Source organism: Streptomyces sp. H27-D2 (assembly GCF_035828615.1).
Lineage (GTDB): Bacteria > Actinomycetota > Actinomycetes > Streptomycetales > Streptomycetaceae > Streptomyces.
Window position 1 is genome coordinate 1 of sequence record NZ_JAYMZR010000064.1, and the last position, 25,882, is coordinate 25,882.

Below are 25,882 nucleotides of genomic sequence, written 5' to 3' on the forward strand. Positions count from 1 at the left end.
CCCAGCGCACCATGGCCCGCAGTTGCGCCCTGGTCTGCCCGACGGCGCGGCGCGGTTCGCGCCGGCTCGCTCACCGGCGGATGCGCCGGTGCGGCGGTCGCCGCTCATGACGGTGCTCCCTTCGTGTCGAAGGCCTTCAGCCGGTCGAGGACGCGCTCGGCGGTGGGGCCTGCCATCCGGTCGACGAGGCGGCCGTCGGCGAGGAAGACCACCTCGTCGGCGTGGGCCGCCGCCACCGGGTCGTGCGTGACCATGACGACCGTGCGGCCCATCTCCCGCACGGCCCGGCCGAGCAGCCGGAGCACTTCCGCACCGGAGCGCGAGTCGAGGTTGCCGGTCGGTTCGTCCGCGAAGACCACGTCGGGCCGGCTCGCGAGGGCGCGGGCGACGGCGACGCGCTGCTGCTGGCCGCCGGAGAGTTCGCTCGGCCGGTGGTGCAGCCGGTCGCACAGCCCGACCACGTCGATGAGCGTCTGGGTCCACTCGGGCTCGCCCCGGCCCCCGGCGAGGTCCTGCGGGAGGGTGATGTTCTCGGCGACGGTGAGCGTCGGGATGAGGTTGAAAGCCTGGAAGACGAAGCCGATGCGCTCGCGGCGCAGCAGGGTCAGCCGGCCGTCGTCGAGGCCGCTGAGCTCGGTCTCGGAGATGAAGGCGGCGCCCGAGGTGAGGGTGTCGAGGCCGGCCGCGCAGTGCATCAGCGTCGACTTGCCGGAGCCGGACGGGCCCATGATCGCGGTGAAGCGTCCGACGGGGAAGTCGACGCTCACCCCGTCCAGGGCCCGCACCTCGGTGTCGCCGCTGCCGTAGACCTTGACGGCGTCGACCACCCGGGCGGCGGTCACGGTATCGGTGACCGCGGCCCCGGCGGTCGTGGTGCCGGCGCTCATGCCGCACCGCCCTTGCCCTCGCGGCCGAACTCCGCGTCGAGGACGGAGAGCCGGCGCCAGTATTCGTCCTCGTCGATCTCACCGGCGGCGAACCGTCGGCCGAGCACCGCGACCGGTGACTGCTCGCTGTATCCGGCGCGCTGCTGCCGGGGGCCGCGGTTCCGGCCGCGCCATACGGTGCGGCGCAGCACGGTGACGACTCCGATCACGACCGCGGCCCAGATCAGCGGGAAGAAGATAATCCACGGGCCGGGCCCGTGTCCGTCGTTCCAGGCCAGGTTCAGCGTGTCCATCGTGGTTCAGCTCCTCGGTAGTGGGCTGTTCTCTGCCACTACCGAGCGTCGTCCTCCGCGCCGTTCAGGTCGTCGTACAGCCAGCGGCAGTGCGCGTACCACCGGGGAAGTACGCGCGCCGCCCGCGACTACCTCCGGTGCCCGCGGAGCGCCGGTCGGGAGGGCGCGCGGGGACCGGCCGTGCGCCCCGGCGCGCACGCGGCAGCCGGCTCAGAGCGTGATGGCGATGCCCACATGCGGTCGCTTGCCGAGCCGCATCAGCGCGCCGCCCGAGTCGATGATCCGGAACCTCAGGCCGTACTTCCGGGCCAGCGTCTTGCGCACCTGGGGAATCTCGGCCGCTCCCAGCAGCCGGGCGGTCCCCTCCGCGCTCACGGCCCCGTCCTGGATTCCGCCGCGTACGTCGCACACGGTGACCGTGACCCGGTCGTCCTTGCGCAGCCGCTTGACCTTCCAGCTGTCGTCCCTGGTCCACACGATCAACTCGGCGCCGTCCGAGGCCGCCCAGACGGGGGTCGGCACGGGGGTGCCGTCGCGGCGGAAGGTGACCAAGCTGATGTACGGGCTGCGGGCGATCTCATCGGGGATCATGGAGGGGAAGCCTAGTGGACGCGTTCGCACACCTCCTTGGGTAGCTATACACGCCATGTATACGTCGCATGTATAGTACTGCTCATGCCATCACCCTCGCCCTGCTCGGGGTGTTCGCTCGCGTCCGGTGCACGCCACGGACCAGAGCTACGAGCCTGCCTCGACCACCGGGACCGCCGGCCCTGACGGCCTAGAAGTCGGACCCGGTCCCGACCTCGACCTCGGCGCTCACAGCCTCCGGCCCAACCAGCGGTAACGCCACCACTCGTGCCGCCCATCGGCACATCCGACGCTTCTCCCTGCCGCAAAACAGGGCGCGGGCTCCAGCGCATCAGGCCGCCGCCGGGCCGCTTTTCCCCACCAACGCCGAAAGAAGACGCCACCATGCCCAAAAACATGTCCGCACGCCGAATACGGCTGGCAGCCGGCCTGCTGGCGGCCACCTCCCTGGCTCTCGTACTGGGCGGCTGCGCCTCGTACGAGAGCCACCTCCCCGCGCAGCGCCAGGGACGAGGCGTCGGACAAGGCCAAGGGCGGAGCGCAGGCGCTGAGCGACGGCGTCGACTGCGGCAAGGCCAAGTGCGTCGCCCTGACCTTCGACGCAGGGCCCAGCGAGAACACCCCCCGGCTGCTGAACATCCTCAAGAAGGAGAAGGTGCACGCGAGCTTCTTCATGCTCGGCAAGAACCACATCGAGAAGCACCCGGCCACCGTGCGCCGCATCGCGGCCGAGGGGCACGAGCTCGCCAACCACACCTGGTCGCACAAGATCCTGACCGATTCCGATGACGCCGAGGTCCGCGAGCAGCTCTCCCGCCCCCAGAAGGCCATTGAGAAGCTCACCGGCCGCAAGCCCGTCCTGATGCGCCCGCCGCAGGGCCGTACCGACGAACGGGTCACCAGGATCAGCCGCGAACTCGGCCTCGCGCAGGTCCTGTGGAGCGTGACCGCCAAGGATTACCGGACGAACGACTCCGCCCTCATCAAGAAGCGGGTGCTGGAGCAGACCGATCGCGACGGCATCATCCTGCTCCACGACATCTACAAGGGGACGGTGCCCGCCGTCCCAGGAATCGTCAAAGAGCTCAAGAAACGCGGCTACACCATCGTCACGGTGTCCCAACTGCTGGCACCGGCCAAGGCCGAGCCGGGCAAGGTCTACAAGCCCTAGAGGGTGACTGCGGGCGTCGGCCGCCCGAGCCCGGTCGGCCTTGGGACGTCAGTCCGGCGGCCGTGAACGCAGGGCTCCCCACGATCCCGCGCGCCCGCCCGCGAAGATCGCCGGGCAACGACGCTCCGCCCCCGCCGCCTACGATGGCCCCATGCGGCAGACGGAGCAGTGGCGGTGCACCGGGCTGCGCTGGCAGGACGGCGGCCCGGCATGGACCTGGTCGCATCCCGAGCACGGTGACCGCGAGAGCCCGATCCGGCTCGGCGAGCCGATGGCGCTCGCGGTCGGCCCCGAGGCGCGGCGGCGGTGCCTGGGCGTGCGGCGCTCGGGTCGCCTCACCCCGTGTCCGGACTCCGCCACCGTCCCGGCGCAGGCCCGCCGTGACCAGTGCGAGGTCTGCGCGGCCCTGGACCGCTCGCGGTCGGTGGCCGCCGACACCCAGTTGGACGACCCGCGCCCGTACGCGGTCTACCTCGCCTGGTTCGGGCCCGGCCTGTGCAAGGTCGGCATCACGGGGACGGCTCGGGGGCCGGCCCGTCTGCTGGAGCAGGCCGCCGTCTGCTTCACCTTCCTCGGCCGGGGCCCGCTGATGGCCGCCCGCCGGGCGGAGTCCGTCCTCGGCGGCGCGCTCGGCATCCCGGACCGCGTGTCGACGCCCGCCAAGCGCGCCGCCCGGCTCGCCCTGCCGGGCGTAGAAGACCGGGCGGCCGAAGTGCGCGCCCTGTACGAGGCGGCGGCCTCCGTGCCGGAGTGGACCGAGACCCTGAACCCCGACCCGTACGAACTCGTCGACCACGCTGAGCTGTTCGGCCTCGAACCGGACCCGCCGCGCCCCACCGGGCTCGTCACGGAGCTGGCTCCGGGCACCGGCGTCGGTGGCGTGCTGCGCGCGGTCGCGGGCACCGATCTGTATCTGGAACAGGGCTCGGGCGAGGGCCTGTTGCTCCTGGACGCCAAGCTCGCGTCCGGCTGGGTGCTCGGCAGAGCGGCTCCGGGCGAGCCGGCCACCGCGCCCGTCCGCGCGCTGGAGCAGCCGGCTGCTCCGCCGCAGACGCTGTTCTGAGCCGAGGGCCCGTCCGGGATCTGAGCCGAGGCCCGTCCGGGCGGACCGCCCCCGACCCGTCCCCGAGCTACCCCCCCAACGCGGCCAGCGGATCGTCCAGCACCGGCTGCCACGCCAACTCCGCCGCGCCGACCAGGCTGTTGTGGTCGAGCGTGCACGGCAGGATCGGCACGCTGCCGCTCTGCCCCCACAGGCTGCGGTCCGCGACGACGGAGCGCAGCCGGTCGGCGTCGGCGTCGAGCAGTTCGCGGTGCAGGCCGCCGAGGATGATCCGGTCCGGGTTGAGGATGTTCACCAGCCCGGCCAGTCCGATGCCGAGCCGGTCGATGAGGCTGTGCGCCGCGCTCCGTACGGCCGGGTCGGCGTACTCCGTGCGGAGCAGGTCGCGGGACTGCTGAAGCAGCGAGACCTCCGGGCCGGGTTCGCGGCCGGCGGCGGTGACAAAGGCCAGCGGGTCGGTCTCGACGTCGAGGCAGCCGCGGCTGCCGCAGTAGCAGAGCTGCCCCTCCGGGCACACGGTGAGGTGGCCGACCTCCAGGGCTAGGCCCGAACTGCCGCTGTGCAGCCGCCCGTCGAGGACGAGCGCGCCGCCGACGCCGCGGTGGCCGGTGGCGACGCAGAGCAGGTGCCGCGCTCCGCGGCCCGCGCCGTGCCGGTGTTCGGCGAGGGCCGCGAGGTTGACGTCGTTGCCGGTGACGCCGACGGCCGTCGCGCCGCCCGCGCCGGGGATGCCCGCGCCCGCGAGGCACTGGCTGAAGATCTCGCGGACCGGGGCTCCCTGGGGCCACGCGAGGTGCAGCGGGTTGAGCGCCTCACCCTCCGGTTCGGCGACCGCCGAGGGTACGGCGAGGCCCGCGCCGAGGCAGCGGCGGCCGGTCTCCCGCAACAGCGCGGCCCCGGCCGCCACGACCTCGGCGAGTACGTCCACCGGGTCGGCCGAGACCGTCACGCAGCCCGGCGCGGTCGCGACGATCGTGCCGCCGAGACCGACCAGCGCGGCGCGGAAGCCGTCGGCGTGCACCTGGGCGGCGAGGACGACGGGTCCGCCGGGCGCGACGGAAAGCCGGTGCGAGGGCCGCCCCTGCGATCCGGCGGCGGCGCCGGGCCGGGCGTCGACCTGGATGAGGCCGAGCGCTTCGAGTTCCGCGGCGACGGCCCCGGCCGTGGCGCGGGTCACACCGAGCTCAGCGGTGAGCACGGCGCGGGTGGGCGCGCGGCCGGTGTGTACGAGCTCAAGCGCCGGGCCGAGGGCGCCACGGCCTCTCTCCAGCCTTGTCCGAGTCAGGGTCACGCCCCTATTCTCACTTTGTGCCGACAATAAACAAACTCCGGACGGTCTTTCCCGGAGCGCGTCGCGGTGTGAGCGCCGACCCGGCCCTCTCCCGCCTCCGCCTCTCGCTGACCGCGTTCTTCGCCCTGGACGGCTTCATCTTCGCCGGTTGGGTGGTCCGTATCCCCGCGATCAAGCAGCAGACCGGGGCCGACACGGGCGACCTCGGGCTGGCACTGCTCGGCGTCTCCGCCGGTGCGGTGGCCACCATGATGGTCACCGGACGGCTCTGCCGCCGCTTCGGCAACCACCCGGTGACGGTCGTGGCCGCCGTTCTGCTGTCCCTCAGCATCGCACTTCCGCCGCTGACCCATTCGGTTCTCGCCCTGGGACTCGTGCTGTTGGTCTTCGGCGCGGCCTACGGCGGCGTCAACGTCGCGATGAACAGCGCGGCCGTCGATCTCGTCGCGGCGGTCCGCCGCCCGGTGATGCCGACCTTCCACGCCGCGTTCAGCCTCGGCGGCATGGTCGGCGCGGGGCTGGGCGGCCTGGTCGCGGGCGGCCTCTCCCCCGTCCGGCATCTGCTGATCCTCAGCGTCGTCGGCCTGGTCGTCACCGCGCTCGCCGGGCGCGTGCTGATGACCCGCCCCGCGCCGCGCCCCGGCGCCGCGCAGGACGCGCCGGTCGCTCCGGGAGCCGCCCGTACGACGGCCCGCACGACCCCCCGTACGGCAGCGGACCGGGCCGTGCGGCCCGCGCGGCCGGGCATGACCGGCCGGGCCCGCCGACTCGTCGTCATCTTCGGGCTGATCGCGCTGTGCACGGCGTACGGCGAAGGGGCGCTCGCCGACTGGGGCGCGCTGCACCTGGAACAGGATCTGCACGCGCACCCGGGGCTCGCCGCCGCCGGCTACTCCGTCTTCGCCCTCACCATGACCATCGGCCGGCTCTCCGGCACAGCGCTGCTCGAACGCCTCGGCCAGACCCGCGCGCTGGTAGCGGGCGGCTCGACGGCCGCCCTCGGGATGCTGCTCGGGGCCCTCGCCCCGTCCATCTGGCTCACCCTGCTCGGCTTCGCCGTCACCGGCATCGGGCTCGCCAACCTCTTCCCGGTCGCCGTCGAGCGCGCGGGCGCCCTGGCCGGGCCGAGCGGCGTCGCGGCCGCGTCCACCCTCGGCTACGGCGGGATGCTGCTCGGCCCGCCCTCCATCGGCTTCCTCGCCGACTGGTTCTCGCTGCCGGCCGCGCTCACCACCGTCGCGCTGCTCGCGGGCGTGGCCGCCGCCATCGCGTACGGCACCAGGCGCGCCACGGCGACGAGCCCCGGCTGACGCCCGGCAACCGCCTGTCGCCCCACCCCCGCACACCAACTGCCGCCCAGCGCTCCCCCATGCAACCGGCAGCGATGGAGTACCCGCACCCAGGGCCCGCACCGCCTCCGTTTACCATCCCTGACATGAAAACTGCCGACCACATCGGAAACCTGCGGCGGGACGGCCAACTCCTCGCCGACGCCGCACAGAAGGCCGGAGTCGAGGCCGAAGTCCCCGACTGTCCGCAATGGCGGGTGCGGGATCTGGTCGAACACACCGGTCTGGTGCACCGCTGGGCCACCCGGTTCCTCGTCGAGCGACTGACCGAACCGGTCCGGCCGCCGAGCGGCCCCGGTCTGGACGGCGAAGAGCTGATCAGCTGGTTCCGTGACGGACACGGCCTGTTGGTCGAGGCCCTGACCGCCGCCCCGCACGATCTCAACTCCTGGACGTTCCTGCCCGCCCCGTCGCCGCTCGCCTTCTGGGCGCGACGCCAGGCGCACGAGACGGCGATCCACCGGGTGGACGCGGAAGCCGCTCTGCGGACATCCCTCACCCCCGTCACGGCGGACTTCGCGAGCGACGGAATCGACGAGCTGCTGGTCGGATTCCACGGGCGCTCCAAGAGCAAGGTCCGCACCGATACCCCGCGCACCCTGCGCGTCCGCCCCACGGACGCGTCGGTGAGCTGGACGGTACGCCTCTCCGGGGAACCGCCGCGTACGGAACGCACGGAGCACCCGCGAGGGGCATCGGAGACGGATGCGGCACAGCGCGTGGACGCGAGCGCGGAAGCGGTCGACTGCGAGCTGAGCGGGCCGGCCGCCGACCTCTACTTCGCGCTGTGGAACCGCCTGCCGGTCACCGACCTCGCGGTCACCGGCGACCCTGCCCTCGCCCGGCTGTGGCTGGAGCAGTCGGCCGTCACCTGAGCCCGAGCCGCCGGCTGCGGGGCGGGGGCGCGGGCGAGCCCTGCCCCGCAGCCGAGCCTGCCCTGGTTCGAGAACGACATCATCGGCGCGGACGGCAAGGTCGTCGCGCGGGTGCGCAAGCAGCTCTACGTACGGCGCAAGCCCGCCAAGGACTAGGCGGGCAGCGGTGGCGAGGTGGCCTCGCGGGTCACATCGGAGACCAGTTCCACCACATCGGGGCCGTAGGCACGCGAGTTGACGACCTTGAGCAGCAGGCAGAAGGTGTCATCCCCGTAGCTGCGCGCCAACTTCGCGTGGTTGCGGGCCAGATACCGGACGGCGGCCTGATTGGCTATCGAGTGCTGTCCGCTGGAGAGGAAGACCGGGCGGTCCGTCGGCCCGGTGGTCAGCCGGGCGACGATGACGTGCTCGACCGCCCCCCGTTCCCAGCGGTAGCTCTCGCCGCCGACCCGGAACGCGCCTCGCTCGGGGCCCGGCCCGGAGTCCGTGTTGACTTCGATTCCGGGCAGCAGGGAGCGCAGATGGGCCGCCATCCGCTGGTTGGAGACGGGGCCGCCGACGCAGAACTCCGTCCGGTACCCGAAGCCCTGCTCGGCCGTGTCGTGCGCGACGATGCGCGCGTGCGCCCCGCAGTCCTTGATCAGCGCGGAGAGTTCCAACAGCGCGAACACGTCCCGCCTGGCGACGGTCCAATCACCGCCTCCGGCCGACCGGTTGACCACCAGCAGGCAGTCGGAGTGCGTGGGCAGGCCGAAGAAGCGCTGCTTACGGCGGAGCGTGCGCCGCCACAGGTAGGTCCGGGCGAACCAGCCCATCGCCGCGCTGATCCCGGCCGCGACCAGACCGAGGACGATGTTGCGCAGGTCGTCGTTCATGGAGAGGCATGCTAATGCCGTGACCGGCGAGGCTCATCCACCGGACTCCGTCCGGGAGGTGCCCCCAGGGTTACGCGCTCTTCGGCCGCGGTGTCCTCAATCGCCCGGGGTCCGGAGAGAACCTTGCCCGTCACGGCGCCAACGCGCTCACCGCAACGGTTGCCCCAGGCCATCCGGCGTCCGCCGCGCCGACACTCCGCCGCCCCCGCCAAGGGAATGGCAGACTGCGGGCATGTCCACCGCAGTCAGGCCGACCGCGACGTGATGACGGTCGAGATCATGTTCGCGGTCACCACCGGCGCGATACTGGCGGCCGTTCTCTTCCTCGTCATCGCGAGCCCCGTCTTCTTCGCGGACCTGCCCGGCACGACGGAGAAGCCGCTGCTCATGGCCGCCGCTGCTGCGGCAGCGCTGGGGTTCGTCGTACGGGTGGTGCGCGGGCTGTGGCGTCAGCCGAGCCAGCCGGGGCGGACCAGCCCCGACTCGTAGGCGAGGACGACCAGTTGGGCCCGGTCGCGGGCCGCTAGTTTGACCATCGTGCGGCTGACGTGGGTCTTGGCCGTGAGCGGGCTGACGACCAGCCGGCGGGCGATCTCCTCGTTGGAGAGCCCTATGCCGACCAACGCCATGACCTCGCGCTCGCGTTCGGTCAGCTGGTCCAGGCCCGCGACGCCGCTCGGCTCCTTGGAGCGGGCCGCGAACTCGGCGATCAGGCGGCGGGTGACGCCCGGCGAGAGCAGCGCGTCACCGTCCACCACGGCCCGTACCGCGCGGATCAGTTCCTCCGGCTCGGTGTCCTTGACCAGAAAGCCGGAGGCGCCCGAGCGGATGGCCTCGAAGACGTACTCGTCGAGCTCGAAGGTGGTCAGCATGACGACCTTCACCTCGGCGAGCTCCGGGTCCTCGGTGATGCGCCGGGTCGCGGCGAGTCCGTCGAGGAGCGGCATCCGGATGTCCATCAGGACGGCGTCCGGGCGCAGTTCGCGCACCAGCCGGAACGCCTGCTCGCCGTCGGCGGCCTCACCTGTCACCTCGATGTCGGGCTGCGCGTCGAGCAGCGCGCGGAAACCGGCGCGGACCAGCAGTTGATCGTCGGCGAGCAGGACGCGGATCACGGGCTCTCCTTCTCCGGGGTCTCCGGGGCGGGCCCCACCGTATCCGGAACGGGCGACAGTCCCGCTGAAACGGCCGGGGCCGCCGGACCTGTCGCGGTCACCGGCTCCACCGACTCGGTCGCAGGCTCGGTGTCCGCATCCGCATCGGCGTCCGTATCCGCGAGCGGGAGGCGGGCGAGCACCCGGAAGCCGCCGTCCGGACGCGGGCCCGCCTCGATCGTGCCGCCGAGCGCGGCGGCGCGCTCGCGCATGCCGACCAGGCCGTTGCCGCCGCCGCTCGGGCCGCCGCCGGTGGCCGGGCCGTCGTCGTCGATCCGGATGGCGAGCAGCCGGGGAGCGTAGTCCAGCCGGACCCGCGCGGCGCGCGAGCCGGAGTGCCGGACGATGTTGGTGAGCGCCTCCTGGACGATGCGGAAGGCCGCGAGGTCGGCGCCGGGCGGCAGTGCCGTACGCGCCCCCTCGACCGAGAGGTCCACCGACAGGCCCGCTCCGGCAGCCTGTTCGGTCAGCTCGCCCAGCCGGTCGAGGCCGGGCGCGGGCGAGCGGGGCGCGTCGCCGGGGGCGCGGAGGGTGTCGAGGACCTGGCGGACCTCGCCGAGCGCCTCCTTGCTGGCCGCCTTGATAGTGGTGAGCGCGGTGCGGGCCTGCTCGGGGTCCTGGTCGAGCAGCGCGAGGCCGACCCCGGCCTGCACATTGATCACGGAGATGCTGTGCGCGAGGACGTCGTGCAGCTCCCGGGCGATCCGCAGCCGCTCCTCGCCCGCGCGCCGCCGCTCGGCCTCCTCCTCTTCCGCGCGGGCACGGGCCAGTTGCTCGCGGCGTACCCGCGCCAGCTCGGAGGCGGCGAGGATCGCCACCACCCAGGCGGCGACCACCCCCTCCTGCCCCCAGGGAGCCGGCCCGTCGCCGGACGGCGGCAGCAGAGCGTAGAGCCAGTGCGCGATGAGCAGATGGCCGGTCCACAGCATGCCGAGCGCGCCCCAGACCGCTCTGCGGTGGCCGGACACGATCGCGGTGAAGGAGGCGATGACGACGCTGACCAGGACCGGGCCGTACGCGTACCCCGCGCCGAGGTAGACCATGGCCGCACCCGCGGCGACGAAGACCGTCGGCACGGGGTAGCGGTGGCGCAGCAGCAGCGCGGCCGGCCCGACGAGTACGAGCACCCGGGCGAAGGTGTCGAGCGGCTCCCGGTCGAGCTGGTTCTCGGAGGCGAAGTACGTGCCGACCATCTGGACGACCGCCACTGCCAGCGACGACATCCAGGGCAGTCCCAGCAGGGAGTCGCCGGAGCGGCCCCGCCGCCCCGGCGACGGCTTCCGGCCCAGCGGGCCCGCCCGGCGCGGGCCGGCGGCGCACCCCACCACCGGCCCCTGGCGCCCTCGCTCGCTCATTCCGTCTCACTCATACCGGCCACGCTAGCCCGCGACGGGCGCCGGGGCGTCAGCCCTGAGCTGCGATCGCGTCTACTCCCGCGGGAGTAGACAGCCCGATCTGCCGGGCCAGACCGGCGGCGGCGTGAGCGAACAATTCGGCGCGCGCGTCGACCACCCGGTTGAACTGGCCGAAGAGCTCGAAGTTGAGCAGCCCGAAGAGCTGCGCCCAGGCCGCGACCAGGGCCACGACGGCGGCGGCGGGCAACTCGGGGGCCAGTTCGGCCGCCAGTCGCGCCGCGTCCCGGTCGAGGCCGCTCGGCGGCGCGGCCCAGCCCGCCGGCACCCGCAGGACGCCCGCGGCGTGCGCGTCGCGCGCGACGCTGATCAGGGCGTGGCCGACGCGGGACGCGGGTGCGATCGTCTCGGCGGGGGCGGTGTAGCCGGGCACGGGCGAGCCGTAGATCAGCGCGTATTCGTGCGGGCGGTCCAGCGCCCAGTGCCGTACCGCCCGGCAGACCGCGAGCCAGCGGGCGGCTGGGTCGGTCCGGTCCGCCGTGGCCAGGGCGCGCTCGGCGGCCTCGCCGAGGGCGTCGTAGGCGTCGACGATGAGCGCGGTGAGCAGTTCCTCGCGGCTGGGGAAGTAGCGGTAGAGCGCGGAGGAGGCCATGCCGAGTTCACGGGCCACGGCCCGCAGCGAGAGCTTGGCCGCGCCCTCCGCGGCCAGATGCCGGCGCGCCTCGTCCTTGATGGCGGCGGTCACTTCTCTGCGGGCCCGTTCCCGGGCCCCCTTGATCGCGTTCATGCCGGACAGTCTGCCACCGAACGGAGCATCGACCAACAACGAGAGCACTGCTCTTGCTCCGACTCGCCGAGCGGTGGCACACTGCTCATGAGCGAGAGCACCGCTCTCGGTATCCGTGCGGGACCGCACGGCCGACATCGAGCACGACCCGGACCGGTGGGAGCCACCATGACGTACTACGCGAAGTCCAGCCGCCTCGCGACGCGGCTCAACGGCGGCATCGGCTGACTGGCCCGGCGCGGTGTCAGCCTCTACGGGTCCTCGGATCTGGCCGTGCGGGGCCGCAAGAGCGGCGAATGGCGGCGGGCGCCGGTCAACCCGATCACCTTTGAAGGCGAGCAGTACCTCGTCTCGGTCCGCGGCGAAGCCGAGTGGGCGCGCAACATGCGGGCCGCCGGCGGCGGCGAACTGCGGGTCGGACGCAGCCCAGCATTCGGCCGCGAGGTGCCCCCAGGCGCTTGAGGACAACGCGGCCGATCACTACGGCTTCTGCGGCTCCAACTCCGGTTCTGCCCGGGGCGCCTGCTTCGGCCGGTCCAGCGCTCCCAGCGCCCTCCGCGCCGCCGGATACGTGCGGACGATCTCGGCGAGGGTCGTCGTGCCGCGGGTGATCTTCGCGAAGGCGTTCCACGCGGGGCGGAAACCGGTCAGTACGGCGTGCACCACACCGGGCCGGCGCTCGAAGATGGCCAGCATCCGCCGGCCGACCCCCATCTCCACCCCGAGCCCCGCCTTGATCGCGAAGGCGTAGTTCAGGGCCTGGCGACGGGCGTCCACCGCGTCGTGCGCCTCGGCGACCCGTACCGCCCACTCCCCCGCCAGCCGTCCGGAGCGCAGCGCGAAGGAGATGCCTTCGCGGGTCCACGGCTCCAGCAGCCCGGCGGCGTCGCCGCAGACCATCACCCGGCCGCGGGACAGCGGCGAGTCGTCGGCGCGGCAGCGGGTGAGGTGTCCGGAGGAGATGCTCGGCTCGAAGCCGGCCAGGCCGAGCCTGGCGATGAAGTCCTCCAGGTAACGCTTGGTCGCGCCGCCCTCGCCGCGGGCGGAGATCACTCCGACGGTGAGCGAATCGCCCTTGGGGAAGACCCAGCCGTAACTTCCGGGCATCGGGCCCCAGTCGATGAGCACCCGGCCCGCCCAGTCCTCCGCGACCGTGGCCGGCACCGGGATCTCCGCTTCCAGACCGAGGTCGACCTGGTCCAGCTTGACGCCGACGTGCGCCCCTATCCGGCTGGCGCTGCCGTCCGCGCCGACCACCGAGCGCGCGAGGACGACCTCGTCGTCGGAGAGCACCACAGCGACGGTCCGCCGGTCCGGGACCGAGGAGCCGTGCTGTTCGACGCGGGAGACCGTCGCGCCGGTGCGCAGCACGGCGCCGGCCTGCTGGGCCGACTCGACCAGGGCCTGGTCGAACTCCGGCCGGTTGATCAGGCCGAAGAGCGTCTGCTTGGAGCGGCGGGTGCGGGCGAGCTTGCCGTTGAGTGAGAACGTCACGGCGTGCACCCGGTCGCGCAGCGGGAGTTCGAATCCCGGCGGCAGTGCGTCGCGCGACGGCCCGATGATGCCGCCGCCACATGTCTTGTAACGCGGTAGTTCAGCTTTCTCCAACAGCAGTACCCGACGGCCGGTGACGGCGGCGGCATAGGCGGCCGAGGCGCCGGCCGGGCCCGCGCCGACCACCACGACGTCCCAGACCGTCTCGTCGCTCGGATCTTCGTTGCTCCGGTCTTCGTTCTCGCTGCTCACGATGTTCTTCTGCTCCTGCTTCGATCACCGGCTACGGCTGCTGCCGCCCGCATCCTATGGCGCGCCGTACCGCGCTCCCGCTGTGGGAAGATCGGCCGTACATTCGTCTACCTGTACGAACTTAACGCCGCGCCGACAAGGAGCGTTCCATGGAGCAGAGCCGGCTCGCCGAAACCGTTGCCTCGCTGCAGTCCCGGGCCAGGACCGAACTGGCCGAGCTGGTCGCCTTCAGGTCGGTCGCGGACCCGGCGCAGTTCCCGAAGAGCGAGTGCGAGGCGGCCGCGAACTGGGTGGCCGAGGCGCTGCGCACCGAGGGCTTCGAGGACGTCGCGCTGCTCGACACCCCGGACGGCAGCCAGTCCGTCTACGGCTTCCTGCCCGGACCCGCGGGCGCCCCGACGGTGCTGCTGTACGCGCATTACGACGTGCAGCCGCCGCTCGACGAGGCCGCCTGGCTCTCCCCGCCGTTCGAACTGACCGAGCGGGACGGCCGTTGGTACGGGCGCGGCGCGGCCGACTGCAAGGGCGGCGTGATCATGCACCTGACCGCGCTGCGGGCGCTCAAGGCCAACGGCGGCGTGCCGGTCAACGTCAAGGTGATCTGCGAGGGTTCCGAGGAGCAGGGCACCGGCGGTCTGGAGCGGTACGCGGAGGCGCACCCCGAACTGCTGAGTGCCGACACCATCGTCATCGGCGACACCGGGAACTTCCGGGCCGGGCTGCCGACCGTCACCGCGACGCTGCGCGGAATGACCCTCGTCCGCGTCAAGGTGGACACTCTGGAGGGCAATCTGCACTCCGGGCAGTTCGGCGGCGCTGCCCCGGACGCGCTCGCGGCGCTGATCCGGGTTCTGGACTCGCTGCGCTCGGCCGACGGCTCCACGACGGTCGAGGGGCTCGACGCGGAGGCGAGCTGGGACGGTCTGCAGTACCCGGAGGACGCCTTCCGGCAGGATGCGAAGGTGCTCGACGGCGTCGGGTTGATCGGCTCCGGCACAGTCGCCGACCGCATCTGGGCGCGCCCCGCCGTCACCGTCCTGGGCATCGACTGCCCGCCCGTCATCGGCGCCACCCCGTCCGTACAGGCGGGCGCGCGGGCGCTGGTGAGCCTGCGGGTGCCGCCGGGCACCGACGCCGCCGGGGCGACGAAGCTGCTGACCTCGCACCTGGAGTCGGCCGCGCCGTGGGGCGCGCGGGTCGAGGTCGAACAGGTCGGCCAGGGGCAGGCGTTCCGTGCCGACACCGAGAGCCCGGCGTACGCGTCGATGGCGGCGGCGATGCGGGTGGCCTACCCGGGCGAGGAGATGCAGACCTCGGGCATGGGCGGCTCCATTCCGCTGTGCAACACGCTCGCCACGCTCTACCCGGAGGCGGAGATCCTGCTCATCGGGCTGAGCGAGCCGGAGGCGCGGATCCACGCGGTCAACGAGAGCGTCTCCCCGGAGGAGCTGGAGCGGCTCTCCTTGACCGAGGCGCTGTTCCTGACCGAGTACGCCCGCAGCAAGGCCTGACCCGCACACCTCCATCGGGCCGAGCGGCCCGCGCCGGTCAGCCGACCGGGACCCCCGCTTCGAGGTTGAGCGGGCGTCCCTGCTCGCGGGCCCGCAGCGCCCAGCGCAGCCGGTGCAGGCGTTCCGGGGGCAGCAGTTCGGCGGCCTCCTCCTCGGTGACGAAGCGCCAGCCGCGCAACTCCGCGCCGGGCAGCAGCAGGTCGCGGATCCGCGAGGCGTCGAGCCGGCCGCCGTCGAAGAGCAGCCGCATGCCGCCGTAGCCGGGCGGCCGGGGCGGCTCCCAGTCGATGACGAGCAGCCGGGGCGAGCCGTCCAGCCGTACGCCCAGTTCCTCGGCGACCTCGCGCACCGCCGCGCGGGCGGGCGGCTCGCCCGTCTCGACGACCCCGCCGGGGAACTCCCAGCCGGGTTTGTACGTGGGGTCGACGAGCAGCACCCGGTCCTCCTCGTCGAAGAGCAGCATCCCGGCGGCCAGCGTCTCGGCGGTCGGCTCGGGGGTCTGCACGATCTCGCAGGCCCCGGCCCCGGCACGGACGGCCGCCGCCACCCGCTCGGCGGTCTGCCGGGGGGTCAGCTCCGAGGTGTCCACGACGTGCGCGTCGGCGGTCAGCCACGGCAGCGCCGACCGGTACGGGGCGAGGTGATCGAGGGCCCAGTCGCGGACGGTTCCGGCGGCGGCCCCATCGGTGGCGCTCCCCCCGTGGCCGCTGTCGCCGTCCCGGTGACCGCCGCCGTCCCGGTCACCGCCGCTGCCGGCGGGTATCTCCCCGCGCCCGGCGATCCGGCCGCGCAGGATCGATTCGCCCGGGTGCAGCAGGACATGCCGCACCGCGATCCGCCGGGAGGCGAGGCCGCCGAAGATCTCGTCCCGGTACTCCTGCTTGAGCAGAGTCATCGGCACCACCAGCGGTCCGCCCGCCTCCGCGAGGAGGGCCGCTCCGGTCTCCACCACGAGCCGCCGCCAGGCCGGCAGGTCCTGGAAGTCCGGCACTTCGTCGAGGCGCTTGCTCGGGAGCATCGCGCGCAGGCCGTACCCGACCAGCTCCGGTTCGTATAGCACACTGCCCGGCAGCAGGTCCAGCAGTTCCCGCGCGGCGGCGCTCTTCCCCGCGCCGAACGCGCCGTTCAGCCAGACGATCACGGTTCCCCCTCTTCCGTAGCCCTCTGTGAGTTGCCCGGAACACCCTGCCACGGAAACCCGTTCGAGCGGCGATACGGCTCGCTGACGCGCGTACGTTCCGTCGCGGAGGGAACGGCGGGCGCGGGGAGACCGGTTCTCAGCCCTTGCTCGCTCCAGTTCTGTGCCCTCTCTACGGACTGAGGAGCGTGGGGAGTTCGGCCAGCGAGTCGATGCGCCAGTCAGCCTGGGTGGCGGCTGGGGTATCGGCCCAGAGGTGGCCCCAGGGTCCACGGCGGAGGTGTGCGGTGCGAAGTCCGGCTGCTGCTGCGGGGGCGACGTCGTTGGCGGGGTGATCGCCGACATACACGATCTCGTGGGCCGGTACTGCGGCGAGTCCGACGACCCGGCCGAAGAAGGCGGCGGACGGTTTGGCGACGCCCCATTCACCCGATGTGGCGATGGCATCCGCAGGCAGGTCGAGGTCGCGGAGAAGCTCACCGGCGCGGACGGTCTGGTTCCCGGCGACGATAACGCGGAACCCGGCGGCTCGGAGCGTGGTGAGGGTGGGGCGGACGTCGGGGTACAGGTTCGTGTCGTCGAGGGCTTCTCCGAGTCCTGCGGCTTCGCGGGCTGCGTATCCGGCGTCGACGTCGATGCCGGGTTTGAGGAGGCGGACGGCATCGGCGTTGTCGCGGCCTTGGGCGACGACGGCTCCGACGAGTGCGGAGAGCGTGTGCCGGGGGACGTCGAGCCAGTCTGCCCACGAGTTCCAGTAGCAGTCGTCGCGGGTGATTGTTTCGCCGATGTCGAGGGCTACGGTGCGGATCATGCGGTCAGGGTAGGGCGGGTATCAGGGGCCGCTTGTCGCCGTCCCCGGATACCAAGTGAGCCATGCCCCCTCCCCTCCCGCGTCTTGCTGCGGCCTGTCTCGCGATGAAGCGAACGACGCGATCCGCTTGTTTGTGCGGTCGCGTCGGGGGCTGGTGTGGACGGCGGAGGACCGCGCGGAGTACGCGCGCCTGCTGGAGGCGTGGTCAGCTGCGGCGCTCCGCCGCAACGCGTGTTCGGCCGCTTAAGATCTCGGCGGGACACAGCTTAGGCTGTGCCCGCCGGCGGGCAGATCCGAGGCCGCGGCGGCGGCTCCGACCAGGCCCGCGTCGGTTCCCATCCGCGCCGGGACCACGACCAGTTCGCGGACGAAGGACAGCGTCGCGTAGTCGCGCAGCGCACGCCGCAGCGGGTCGAAGAGGACGTCACCGGCCGAGGCCACGCCGCCGCCGATCACCGCGATCTCGATCTCGACCAGCGTCGCGGTGGCCGCGATGCCCGCCGCGAGGGCCCGCGCGGCCCGTTCGAAGGAGGCCAGCGCGATCGGGTCGCCGGCTCGCGCGCCCGCCGCGACCGCCGCCGCGGTGACGTCGCCGTCCGGGCCCGGCAGCCAGCCGTCCCGCAGCGCGCGCCGGGCGATGTTGGGGCCGCTCGCGATGCGCTCGACGCAGCCGCGTCCGCCGCAGGGGCAGGGGTCGCCGTCGAGGTCGACGCTGATGTGGCCGATGTGACCAGCATTGCCGGTGGGGCCGGGGTGCAGTTGGCCGCCGAGCACCAGCCCGCCGCCGACGCCGGTCGAGACGACCATGCACAGGGCGTTGTCCCGGCCGCGCGCCGCGCCGAGCCAGTGCTCGGCGGCGGTCATCGCCACCCCGTCGCCGACCAGCGTCACGGGCAGCCCGCCGACGCGCTCGCGGACGTGCTCGACGAGCGGGAAGTCGCGCCAGCCGGGGATGTTGACCGGGCTGATAGTGCCCCGCGACGCGTCGACCGGGCCCGCACTGCCGATGCCGACGGCGCTCGCCGCGGCCCAGCGCCCCGAGCGCGCGAGTTCGTCGAGCACCGAGGTGACCGCCCGCAGCACCGTCGCACCGTCCTCGCGGGCGGGGGTCGGCCGCTGGGCGCGTACGAGCAGTCGCCCGTGCCCGTCCACCAGAGCTCCCGCGATCTTGGTGCCGCCGATGTCCAGCGCGACGACGAGGTCGGTGTGCATGGGTGTGGAATCTCCTGGTGGGGGCGTAGGACCGTGCTCAGAGGGTCAGTCTTCCGTCTTCTGACAACGTTGTCCAGAGACTATGCTCGACGCCACTCCCCTTCTGCTGAGAAGTGGGCGCCGCACCCGTTCGACGACAGGACCCGCCACAGTGGCCGACACCGCCCGTACGCCCGAACGCCGTTACGGTACCCGGCCCACCATGAAGGACGTCGCCGCGCGCGCCGGGGTCGGTCTCAAAACGGTCTCCCGGGTGGTCAACGGCGAGACCGGGGTCACCCCGGACACCGAGCGGCGCGTGCAGGAGGCGATCACCGCCCTCGGCTTCCGCCGCAACGACAGCGCCCGCATCCTGCGCAAGGGCCGCACCGCCAGCATCGGGCTCGTCCTCGAAGACCTCGCGGACCCCTTCTACGCGCCGCTGTGCCGCGCCGTCGAGGAGGTCGCCCGCGCGCACGGCGCGCTGCTGATCAACGGCTCCAGCGCCGAGGACCCCGAGCGCGAACAGGAACTCGTACTGGCCTTCTGCGCCCGACGGGTGGACGGCCTGGTGATCGTCCCCGCCAGCGACGACCACCGCTATCTGGAGCCGGAGATCGCGGCCGGCATCGCCACCGTCTTCGTGGACCGCCCGGCCGGGCGGATCGACGCCGACGTGGTGCTCTCCGACAGCTTCGGCGGCGCCCGCGACGGCGTCGCCCACCTGATAGCGCACGGCCACCGCAGGATCGGCTTCATCGGCGACCAGCCGCGCATCCACACCGCCAAGGAGCGGCTGCGCGGCTACCGCGCCGCGATGGCCGAGGCGGGGCTCGACGTGGCCGACGCGTGGGTCTCGCTGGGCCCCACCGAACCCGAGCGGGTGCGCGACGCCGTGGTCACGATGCTCGACGCGCCCGAGCCGGTCACCGCGCTCTTCGCGGGCAACAACCGGGTGACCGTGACGGCCGTCAAGGTGCTGGCCCAGCGGACTCGCAAGGTCGCGCTGGTCGGCTTCGACGACTTCGAACTCGCCGACCTGCTCTCCCCCGCCGTCAGCGTGGTCGCCCAGGACGCCGTCCAACTCGGTCGCACCGCCGCCGAGATGCTCTTCCGTCGGCTGGACGGGGCGGCCGAGGCCCCGCGCCGGGTCGAACTGCCCACCCGGCTGATCGCGCGGGGCTCGGGCGAGTTGCGGCCCTGAGCCCGCGCGGCGCGGCTGGTGGGGTGACCGTGGTGGTCGATCAGCCCGCCGGTGGGGGGTGTCCTCAATCTCCCCCAGACTTCGTCCGGGGGTGCCCCCAACGGGCTGAATTCAGCCCCGCCCCGCAAGCGTGTCCAGATCCGCCCGTGTCATCCCCGTGAGGCGTGCGACCTCCGCGACGTCGACCGCGCCGCAGTCGAGCCCGCGCAGCAGATAGCCGCTGAGCGCCTTGGCCGTGGCGGGCTCGTCCATCACGGCGCCGCCCGCGCGGCCGACGTAGGCGGTCAGCCGGGCCGCGGCCTGCTCCAGGCCCTCGCGGTAGAAGGTGTAGACGGCGGCGTAGCGGGTCGGCAGGTGGCCGGGGTGCATGTCCCAGCCCTGGTAGTAGGCGCGGGCCAGCGAGCGCCGGACCAGGCCGTGGTGCAGCCGCCAGGCGTCGTGGACCTGCTGGGTCGGGCCGACCGGCAGCACGTTGGTGGAGCCGTCGGAGAGCCGGACGCCGGTGCCGGCCGCGGCGACCTGCATGACCGCCTTGGCGTGGTCGGCGACCGGGTGGTCCAGCGACTGGTACGCGGCGCTGACGCCGCAGTAGGCGCTGTAGTCGAAGGTGCCGTAGTGCAGGGAGGTGGCGCGGCCTCGCGCGGCCTCGATCATGAGGGCCACGGTCGCGCGGCCGTCGGGGCCCAGGATGGACTGGGTGGTCTCGATCTGGATCTCGAAGCCGATCCGGCCGGCCACGAGCCCGTGCGCCTTCTCGAACTCCTCGCACAATCGCACCATCGCGGTGACCTGCTCGGCGTAGGTGACCTTGGGCAGCGTGAGCACCAGCCCGTCGGGCAGTCCGCCGGCCTTCATCAGGCCGGTGAGGAAGATGTCGAGGGTGCGGATGCCGCGGTCGCGGACGGCGGCTTCGAGGCACTTCATGCGGATGCCGATGTACGGGGGCACGGAGCCGCTCCCGGCCCCCGGGGCGGCGCTCCCCGCGACGGCCTCGGCGACGAGGCGCGCGGCCCGCGCGGCGGCGGCGTCCTCCTCGGCGTCGGGGCGCGGCCCGTAGCCGTCCTCGAAGTCGATCCGCAGATCCTCGACCGGCTCGCGCAGCAGCTTGGCGCGGACGCGGTCGTAGACGGCCTCGGCGAGGTGGTCCGGCAGCCCGAGGACGCCCGCGAAGGCCTCGGCGTCGGGGGCGTGCTCATCGAGCGCGGCGAGCGCCTGGGCGCCCCACGAGCGGACGGTGCCGGCGGCGAAGACGTCGCCGGGTACGTAGACGGTGTGCACGGGCTGGCGGGTGCCGGGATCGCCCGGGAAGCGGCGCGCGAGCTCCGCGTCCACGCCCGTCAGCGACGCGCCGACACTCTCGCTCACCGCACCCGCAAGGGTTGTTGCCACCGTCTCCTGCTGCCCCATTCCGCACCTTCCTATTTTCCGCTTCATGGAATCAACTATCCGTAGAGCGAAGTTATCCGCGCCTCGTCCGCAGGTCAACACCCGTCCGGCACGTGCGAGGCCCCCGCATGACCGGCATGCGGGGGCCTCGGTGCGAGCAGGGCTCGTGAACCCGGCGCGGTCGGTCGACGGGGTCAGCCCTTGCGGGTCTTGACCTCGTCCGTCAGCTGCGGGACGACCGCGAAGAGGTCGCCGACCACGCCGTAGTCCACCAGGTCGAAGATCGGGGCCTCGGCGTCCTTGTTGATGGCCACGATCGTCTTCGACGTCTGCATGCCGGCGCGGTGCTGGATCGCACCGGAGATGCCCGCCGCGATGTAGAGCTGCGGCGAGACGGACTTGCCGGTCTGGCCGACCTGGTTGGTGTGCGGGTACCAGCCGGCGTCGACGGCGGCGCGGGAAGCGCCGACGGCCGCGCCGAGCGAGTCCGCGAGGCCCTCGATGACCGGGAAGTTCTCGGCGCCGTTGACGCCGCGGCCGCCGGAGACCACGATCGCGGCCTCGGTCAGCTCCGGGCGGCCGGTCGACTCGCGCGGGACACGGGAGACGACCTTGGTGCCAGTGGACTTCTCGTCGAAGGCGACGGCGAGCTGCTCGACCGTGCCGGCGGCCGGAGCGGCCTGCGGAGCGGTCGAGTTGGGCTTCACGGTGATGACCGGGACGCCCTTGCTGACCCGGGACTTGACGCTGAACGCGGCCGCGAAGGCGGACTGCGTCGCCACCGGGCCCTCGGCGCCGGACTCCAGGTCCACCGCGTCGGTGATGATGCCGGAGCCGAGGCGCACCGCGAGGCGGGCCGCGATCTCCTTGCCCTCCGCGGAGGACGGGACGAGCACCGCGGCCGGCGAGACGGCCTTGACCGCGGCTTCGACGGCGTCCACCTTCGGCACGACGAGGTAGTCGGCGAACTCGGCCGCGTCGACGGCGAGCACCTTCACCGCGCCGTACTCGCCGAGCACCGAGGCGGCGGCGTCCGCGCCCGCGCCGAGGTACAGGGCGACCGGCTCGCCGATGCGGCGCGCGAGCGTCAGCAGTTCGAGGGTGGGCTTGCGGACGGCGCCGTCCACGTGGTCGACATAGACGAGAACTTCAGCCATGGGATGGGTCTCCTGCGAGTGCGAAGAATCTGGGGAGGTCGGGAGGGGCGCCGGAGCCCGGAGGAGCTGCCGGCCCGCGAGGCGGAGCCGCTAGATGAACTTCTGGCTCGCGAGGAACTCCGCGAGCTGCTTGCCGCCCTCGCCCTCGTCCTTCACGATCGTGCCGGCCGTGCGCGCCGGGCGCTGGGTGGCCTCGTCGACCTTGGTCCAGGAACCGGCGAGGCCGACCTCGTCCGCCTCGATGCCGAGGTCCGACAGGTCGAGCGCTTCCACCTTCTTCTTCTTGGCGGCCATGATGCCCTTGAACGAGGGGTAACGCGCCTCGCCCGACTGGTCGGTCACGGACACGACGGCCGGCAGCGCGGCTTCGAGCTGCTCGGTCGCGCTGTCGCCGTCGCGACGGCCGGTGACCTTGCCGTCGGTCACCGAGACCTCGGACAGCAGCGTCACCTGCGGCACGCCGAGCCGCTCGGCGAGCATCGCCGGCAGGACTCCCATCGTGCCGTCGGTGGACGCCATGCCGCAGACCACGAGGTCGTAGCCGACGTGCTCGACGGCCTTGGCGAGCACCAGCGAGGTGCCCAGCGCGTCGCTGCCGTGCAGGCCCTCGTCCTCGACGTGCACACCCTTGTCGGCGCCCATGGACAGCGCCTTGCGGATCGCGTCCTTGGCGTCCTCCGGGCCGACGGTCAGCACGGTGATCTCCGCGTCATCCGCCTCAGCCGCGATCTGCAGCGCCTGCTCGACGGCGTACTCGTCGAGCTCCGACAGCAGTCCGTCCACGTCGTCGCGGTCGACGGTCAGGTCCTCGGCGAAGTGCCGGTCGCCGGTGGCGTCGGGCACGTACTTCACACAGACAACGATCCTCAAGCTCACGCCGGCTCTCCTACTGCATCGTCTTCGGGCCCGGGGGCGTCCCCGGTCAATCCTGCTGGCTGCGTTCTCTTGGCAGCATAGGCGTCCTGTTCGGCGATTCCCGGCCGGGACGGCCTGCGCTCCGACCAGAATATTACTCGCCAGTACATCCAGCACATTCCCCGGAATCAAGCCCGCGGAACTGTGATCTGGCCAACGAATCAAAAACGGGACGTCTCAGTCCCGCAGCTCGTTGAAACGACCCTGGTGGTAGAGCAGCGGCCGGCCGCCGCCGTCGGGGAGCGCGTCGAGCGAACCCTCGACGACCTCGGCCAGGACGACGCGGTGGTCGGCGGCGGGCACCCGGGCCACGATCCTGCACACCAGCCAGGCCAGCACGCCGTCGAGCACCGGGACGCCCTCGGGGCCGGTACGCCACCGGGTGGGCTCCGCGAAGCGGTCCGCGCCGCTGCGGGCGAAGGACGTGGCCAGCCTGCGCTGGTGCGCGCCGAGGATGTGCACGCCGATGTACTCGGCCTCGGCGATCACCGGCCAGCTGGAGGAGCCGGCGCCGACGCCGAAGGAGATCAGCGGCGGCTCGGCGGCGACCGACGCCAGCGAGGTCGCGGTGAAGCCGACCGGCCCCGAGCCGCTCGCGGTGATCACGGCGACGCCCGCGGCATGCTGCCGGAAGGCCGAGCGGAAGAGATCGGGGGCTGCGAGCGGTGGGGCGACGAGATCGTGGGCGGCCGTCATGGAGTTGTCCTCGCTGTGGGTACGAGCCGGTGCCGGGCTGGAGTCGTGGACGCTCAACAGCTCGGACAGCGCGCGCTCGCAGTCCGGACGAGGTCGACGTGCACCCGCCCGTACAGAAGGATTCCTGACCGCATCATGTCAGCCTGACGACACCCGGAGGGGGCCGTCAAGTGCTCTCCTGGAGATGGGAGATGCGTCACGCGACGATCATGAAATTTCCGTCGCTCGCGGGCTTATCGGCCCAAACGGCCCGCCTGTCACAGGGCCCCGAGCCTCCTGCGGCCCCGCCCGTCCCGCTTCCCCGCCGCTCACCCGGCCCCGGCCGCCGTACGACACCGCGTCACACGACCAGGCCGAGCGCCGCGATCACATCCGCGGTGCGCGGCTGCCCCTGGGCCCGGCGTACGACCCGGCCGTCGGCGTCGAGCACCATCACCGTGGGGGTGCCCTGGATCTCCAGCCGTCGGACCAGGTCCAGCTGCGCCTCGGCGTCGACCTCGATATGCGCGACGCCCTCCAGCATCCCGGCGACCTCCGTCAGGGTGCGCCGGGTCGCCCGGCACGGCTGGCAGAACGCGCTGGAGAACTGGACGAGCGTCGCCCGCTCGCCCAGCCGCTCGGCGGCCAGTTCACCGGCCGTCAGTCGCAGAGTCATCTCCCCAGGATGCCGCACCGGCCTGACCTGTGCGGACGCCCGCCGGTGTCCGCCGGGTGTCCGCCCGGCGGCCCGCGGGGGCCGCGAGTCGTGATGAGGATCTCGTCGTAGCACGCCGACGGGGGTAGCCGATAGGCCCGACATCAGGCACGATCAGCTGATAGCCGATACCTACGGCCGCGTAACTTGAGCTCGGAAATACCCATTCCCCCGGGCACAGAAGGGTCTCCCCCGACATGGCAGAGCTTGTCTATCCGCCGGTGATCGCTGTCGCCCGCACCATGTTCAAGGCGCTCGATCTGCGCTTCGACATCGACGGCACCGACAACATCCCGCGTCGTGGCGGGGCCGTCCTCGTCAGCAATCACGTCAGCTACCTCGACTTCATCTTCTGCGGCTACACCGCCCACCCCGCGAAGCGGCTGGTGCGCTTCATGGCGAAGGAGTCGGTCTTCCGGCACAAGGTGTCCGGGCCGCTGATGCGTGCGATGAAACACATCCCGGTGGACCGCACGCAGGGCGTGCACGCCTACGCGAACGCCCTCAAGGCACTGCGCTCCGGCGAGATCATCGGGGTCTTCCCCGAGGCGACGATCTCCCCCTCCTTCACCCTCAAGGGCTTCAAGTCCGGTGCCGCGCGGCTCGCCCAGGAGGCCGGCGTCCCGCTGCTGCCGATGGCCCTGTGGGGCACTCAGCGACTGTGGACCAAGGGCCACAAGCGCGAGATGGGCCGCAACCACATCCCGATCACCGTGCGGGTGGGCGAGCCGATCCCCGCCGACCCCGACGAGCCCACCAACACGATCACCGAGCGGGTGCGCGGCCGGGTGCAGGAGCTGCTGGAGGCCGCCCAGCGCGCCTACCCGGTACGCCCCAAAGGCCCGGACGACACCTGGTGGGTCCCCGCCCACCTCGGCGGCACCGCCCCGACCCCGGCGGAGGCCGCGGCCCGCGACCGAGGCTGAGGCTTACGGCTGCGGCCGACCCGTAAGCCCCGGCCGGGGGCCATTGCGCGCCGTGCGCGCCCCGGTCCCGCGCTAGTTCGCCTCGCTCATCTCATGAATCTCGATGCGCGCCTCAGGAACGGCCTTCGCCAGCGTTTCGGCGAGTTCGGCTGCCGCCGCCGCCAGTTCGTCGAGCGGCATCGGGTCCAGCCGCTCCAGCAGGAACACCGCGTTCACCGACTCCTCGGTCAGCCGGGTCCGTACGCCCTGTCGCCAGTTCCACCGCCGGCAGGTGACCCCCGTGTCGTCGCGCCAGACAGCCTCGCCCGCGTCCGGCCGCTCGATGACCGGCTCGCCGCCCGCGGCGGTCTCGAACGTCTCGTCGCCCACGGCCCGTACGAGCCGCATGGCGCCGTCGATCCGGTCGGTGTCCTCGCCCCCGACGGGGATGAGGTGCGCGACGCTGACCGCGTTGTAGAGGTCCACGAGCCGGTTGACGCGGGGCAGTCCGCCGTCGGCCAGCGCCCGTCGGGCGAGCGCCTCGGCCGAGTTGCGGGTACGGGAGGGCTTCGCACCGAACGCCGAGTACGCGGCACGCCAGGCGATCATGTGGGGGTGTTCGTGCGGAGCCTGTCCGCCGAGGCGCTCCGCGAGGCGGCGGCCGGCCTCGTCCAGCAAGGCCGAACCGTATGCATCGCTCGGCCCGTTGACGAGGCCGCTCGCCCGTACGGCGAGATAGCGGAAGCTCGGCGACAGGGCCCGCATCTCGTCGGAGACGGTCAGGGTGAGGGGCATCGCTCGCCTTTTCTCTTCGGTCCGGTCCAGGCTTGCGAACCGGGT

The 25,882-nt window shown here is 72.8% G+C and carries 27 protein-coding genes and 2 pseudogenes; 10 read left to right on the forward strand and 19 right to left on the reverse strand.

Annotated elements, in window-relative coordinates; translation table 11 throughout:
• Positions 1-104: 104 nt before the first annotated feature.
• From QMK28_RS22815 to QMK28_RS22825, 3 genes are all read right to left on the reverse strand, one after another.
• Positions 105-887: an ABC transporter ATP-binding protein gene (locus QMK28_RS22815; RefSeq protein WP_326440933.1), complete on the reverse strand. Its 783-nt coding sequence runs from the start codon at positions 885-887 to the stop codon at positions 105-107.
• On the reverse strand, positions 884-1,180 hold the full coding sequence (locus tag QMK28_RS22820) for an SHOCT domain-containing protein (RefSeq protein ID WP_326440935.1): 297 nt from the start codon (positions 1,178-1,180) through the stop codon (positions 884-886). The genes QMK28_RS22815 and QMK28_RS22820 overlap by 4 nt, the downstream gene beginning before the upstream one ends.
• 210 nt (positions 1,181-1,390) lie before the next feature.
• Entirely contained in the window at positions 1,391-1,771 is a 381-nt protein-coding gene (locus QMK28_RS22825) for a PPOX class F420-dependent oxidoreductase (RefSeq protein ID WP_326440937.1), read from the reverse strand.
• A 384-nt stretch (positions 1,772-2,155) separates the two neighbouring features.
• Here QMK28_RS22825 and QMK28_RS22830 point away from each other — a divergent pair.
• Positions 2,156-2,942, forward strand: a pseudogene (locus tag QMK28_RS22830) (polysaccharide deacetylase family protein).
• A gap of 151 nt (positions 2,943-3,093) precedes the next feature.
• Positions 3,094-4,005, forward strand: a complete 912-nt coding sequence (locus QMK28_RS22835; RefSeq protein ID WP_326440939.1) for a DUF2797 domain-containing protein — start codon at positions 3,094-3,096, stop codon at positions 4,003-4,005.
• 67 nt (positions 4,006-4,072) lie between these two features.
• Here QMK28_RS22835 and QMK28_RS22840 read toward each other — a convergent pair whose 3' ends face one another.
• On the reverse strand, positions 4,073-5,296 hold the full coding sequence (locus tag QMK28_RS22840; protein WP_326440941.1) for an ROK family protein: 1,224 nt from the start codon (positions 5,294-5,296) through the stop codon (positions 4,073-4,075).
• Positions 5,297-5,313: 17 nt separating this feature from the next.
• On the opposite strand from QMK28_RS22840, the gene QMK28_RS22845 reads away from it, so the two are divergent.
• Together QMK28_RS22845 and QMK28_RS22850 are read left to right on the forward strand one after the other, a co-directional pair.
• On the forward strand, positions 5,314-6,606 hold the full coding sequence (locus tag QMK28_RS22845; protein ID WP_326440943.1) for an MFS transporter: 1,293 nt from the start codon (positions 5,314-5,316) through the stop codon (positions 6,604-6,606).
• 125 nt (positions 6,607-6,731) lie between these two features.
• Entirely contained in the window at positions 6,732-7,520 is a 789-nt protein-coding gene (locus tag QMK28_RS22850; RefSeq protein ID WP_326440945.1) for a maleylpyruvate isomerase family mycothiol-dependent enzyme, read from the forward strand.
• 152 nt (positions 7,521-7,672) lie between these two features.
• On the opposite strand, the gene QMK28_RS22855 is transcribed toward QMK28_RS22850, so the two are convergent.
• Positions 7,673-8,395 carry a hypothetical protein gene (locus tag QMK28_RS22855; protein ID WP_326440947.1) on the reverse strand — a complete coding sequence of 241 codons (723 nt, stop codon included), beginning with the start codon at positions 8,393-8,395 and terminating at the stop codon, positions 7,673-7,675.
• 264 nt (positions 8,396-8,659) lie between these two features.
• Between QMK28_RS22855 and QMK28_RS22860 the strand changes: the two genes are divergently transcribed.
• Positions 8,660-8,884 (forward strand): DUF6332 family protein, encoded by a 225-nt coding sequence (locus QMK28_RS22860; RefSeq protein ID WP_326440949.1) that lies wholly within the window; start codon positions 8,660-8,662, stop codon positions 8,882-8,884.
• Here QMK28_RS22860 and QMK28_RS22865 read toward each other — a convergent pair.
• From QMK28_RS22865 to QMK28_RS22875, 3 genes are read right to left on the reverse strand one after another with little or no spacing between them, the layout of a single operon-like run.
• A complete protein-coding gene (locus QMK28_RS22865) occupies positions 8,845-9,510 on the reverse strand; it encodes a response regulator transcription factor (protein WP_326440951.1) in 666 nt (221 codons plus the stop codon). The two genes, QMK28_RS22860 and QMK28_RS22865, sit on opposite strands and share 40 nt — an antisense overlap.
• Positions 9,507-10,904 carry a sensor histidine kinase gene (locus QMK28_RS22870; RefSeq protein WP_443050794.1) on the reverse strand — a complete coding sequence of 466 codons (1,398 nt, stop codon included), beginning with the start codon at positions 10,902-10,904 and terminating at the stop codon, positions 9,507-9,509. The genes QMK28_RS22865 and QMK28_RS22870 overlap by 4 nt, the downstream gene beginning before the upstream one ends.
• A gap of 49 nt (positions 10,905-10,953) precedes the next feature.
• Positions 10,954-11,688 carry a TetR/AcrR family transcriptional regulator gene (locus QMK28_RS22875; protein ID WP_326440953.1) on the reverse strand — a complete coding sequence of 245 codons (735 nt, stop codon included), beginning with the start codon at positions 11,686-11,688 and terminating at the stop codon, positions 10,954-10,956.
• Positions 11,689-11,775: 87 nt separating this feature from the next.
• Here QMK28_RS22875 and QMK28_RS22880 point away from each other — a divergent pair, with 87 nt between their 5' ends.
• Both QMK28_RS22880 and QMK28_RS22885 read left to right on the forward strand, forming a co-directional pair.
• Complete coding sequence (locus tag QMK28_RS22880; RefSeq protein ID WP_326440955.1) at positions 11,776-11,916, forward strand: hypothetical protein; 141 nt, start codon at positions 11,776-11,778, stop codon at positions 11,914-11,916.
• Positions 11,917-12,111 (forward strand): annotated as a pseudogene (locus QMK28_RS22885) (nitroreductase); the annotation flags it as partial.
• Positions 12,112-12,168: 57 nt separating this feature from the next.
• On the opposite strand, the gene QMK28_RS22890 reads toward QMK28_RS22885, so the two are convergent.
• A complete protein-coding gene (locus tag QMK28_RS22890) occupies positions 12,169-13,434 on the reverse strand; it encodes a geranylgeranyl reductase family protein (RefSeq protein ID WP_326440959.1) in 1,266 nt (421 codons plus the stop codon).
• Positions 13,435-13,583: 149 nt separating this feature from the next.
• Between QMK28_RS22890 and QMK28_RS22895 the strand changes: the two genes are divergently transcribed.
• Complete coding sequence (locus tag QMK28_RS22895; RefSeq protein ID WP_326440961.1) at positions 13,584-14,945, forward strand: dipeptidase; 1,362 nt, start codon at positions 13,584-13,586, stop codon at positions 14,943-14,945.
• Positions 14,946-14,982: 37 nt separating this feature from the next.
• On the opposite strand, the gene QMK28_RS22900 is transcribed toward QMK28_RS22895, so the two are convergent.
• From QMK28_RS22900 to QMK28_RS22910, 3 genes are all read right to left on the reverse strand, one after another.
• On the reverse strand, positions 14,983-16,086 hold the full coding sequence (locus QMK28_RS22900) for an NUDIX hydrolase (RefSeq protein WP_326440963.1): 1,104 nt from the start codon (positions 16,084-16,086) through the stop codon (positions 14,983-14,985).
• A 169-nt stretch (positions 16,087-16,255) separates the two neighbouring features.
• Positions 16,256-16,894: an HAD family hydrolase gene (locus QMK28_RS22905; protein ID WP_326440965.1), complete on the reverse strand. Its 639-nt coding sequence runs from the start codon at positions 16,892-16,894 to the stop codon at positions 16,256-16,258.
• Between the two features lie 243 nt (positions 16,895-17,137).
• A complete protein-coding gene (locus QMK28_RS22910) occupies positions 17,138-18,106 on the reverse strand; it encodes an ROK family protein (RefSeq protein ID WP_326440967.1) in 969 nt (322 codons plus the stop codon).
• Between the two features lie 151 nt (positions 18,107-18,257).
• Between QMK28_RS22910 and QMK28_RS22915 the strand changes: the two genes are divergently transcribed.
• Entirely contained in the window at positions 18,258-19,289 is a 1,032-nt protein-coding gene (locus tag QMK28_RS22915) for a LacI family DNA-binding transcriptional regulator (protein WP_326440969.1), read from the forward strand.
• Positions 19,290-19,400: 111 nt separating this feature from the next.
• Here QMK28_RS22915 and QMK28_RS22920 read toward each other — a convergent pair whose 3' ends face one another.
• From QMK28_RS22920 to QMK28_RS22940, 6 genes are all read right to left on the reverse strand, one after another.
• Positions 19,401-20,696, reverse strand: coding sequence for a DUF6986 family protein (locus tag QMK28_RS22920; RefSeq protein WP_326440971.1), 1,296 nt, complete (start codon positions 20,694-20,696; stop codon positions 19,401-19,403).
• A 173-nt stretch (positions 20,697-20,869) separates the two neighbouring features.
• Complete coding sequence (locus QMK28_RS22925) at positions 20,870-21,832, reverse strand: electron transfer flavoprotein subunit alpha/FixB family protein (RefSeq protein ID WP_326440973.1); 963 nt, start codon at positions 21,830-21,832, stop codon at positions 20,870-20,872.
• A gap of 90 nt (positions 21,833-21,922) precedes the next feature.
• Positions 21,923-22,708 carry an electron transfer flavoprotein subunit beta/FixA family protein gene (locus QMK28_RS22930; RefSeq protein WP_326440974.1) on the reverse strand — a complete coding sequence of 262 codons (786 nt, stop codon included), beginning with the start codon at positions 22,706-22,708 and terminating at the stop codon, positions 21,923-21,925.
• A 216-nt stretch (positions 22,709-22,924) separates the two neighbouring features.
• On the reverse strand, positions 22,925-23,443 hold the full coding sequence (locus tag QMK28_RS22935; protein ID WP_326440976.1) for a flavin reductase family protein: 519 nt from the start codon (positions 23,441-23,443) through the stop codon (positions 22,925-22,927).
• Between the two features lie 53 nt (positions 23,444-23,496).
• Positions 23,497-23,580: a putative leader peptide gene (locus QMK28_RS34350; RefSeq protein WP_443050795.1), complete on the reverse strand. Its 84-nt coding sequence runs from the start codon at positions 23,578-23,580 to the stop codon at positions 23,497-23,499.
• 203 nt (positions 23,581-23,783) lie between these two features.
• Positions 23,784-24,098 carry a TlpA family protein disulfide reductase gene (locus tag QMK28_RS22940; protein WP_326440978.1) on the reverse strand — a complete coding sequence of 105 codons (315 nt, stop codon included), beginning with the start codon at positions 24,096-24,098 and terminating at the stop codon, positions 23,784-23,786.
• A gap of 236 nt (positions 24,099-24,334) precedes the next feature.
• Here QMK28_RS22940 and QMK28_RS22945 point away from each other — a divergent pair, with 236 nt between their 5' ends.
• Entirely contained in the window at positions 24,335-25,063 is a 729-nt protein-coding gene (locus QMK28_RS22945; RefSeq protein WP_326440980.1) for a lysophospholipid acyltransferase family protein, read from the forward strand.
• A 72-nt stretch (positions 25,064-25,135) separates the two neighbouring features.
• Here the strand turns inward: QMK28_RS22945 and QMK28_RS22950 are convergent, their stop codons facing one another.
• Positions 25,136-25,837, reverse strand: coding sequence for a B3/B4 domain-containing protein (locus QMK28_RS22950; protein WP_326440982.1), 702 nt, complete (start codon positions 25,835-25,837; stop codon positions 25,136-25,138).
• Positions 25,838-25,882 lie beyond the last annotated feature (45 nt).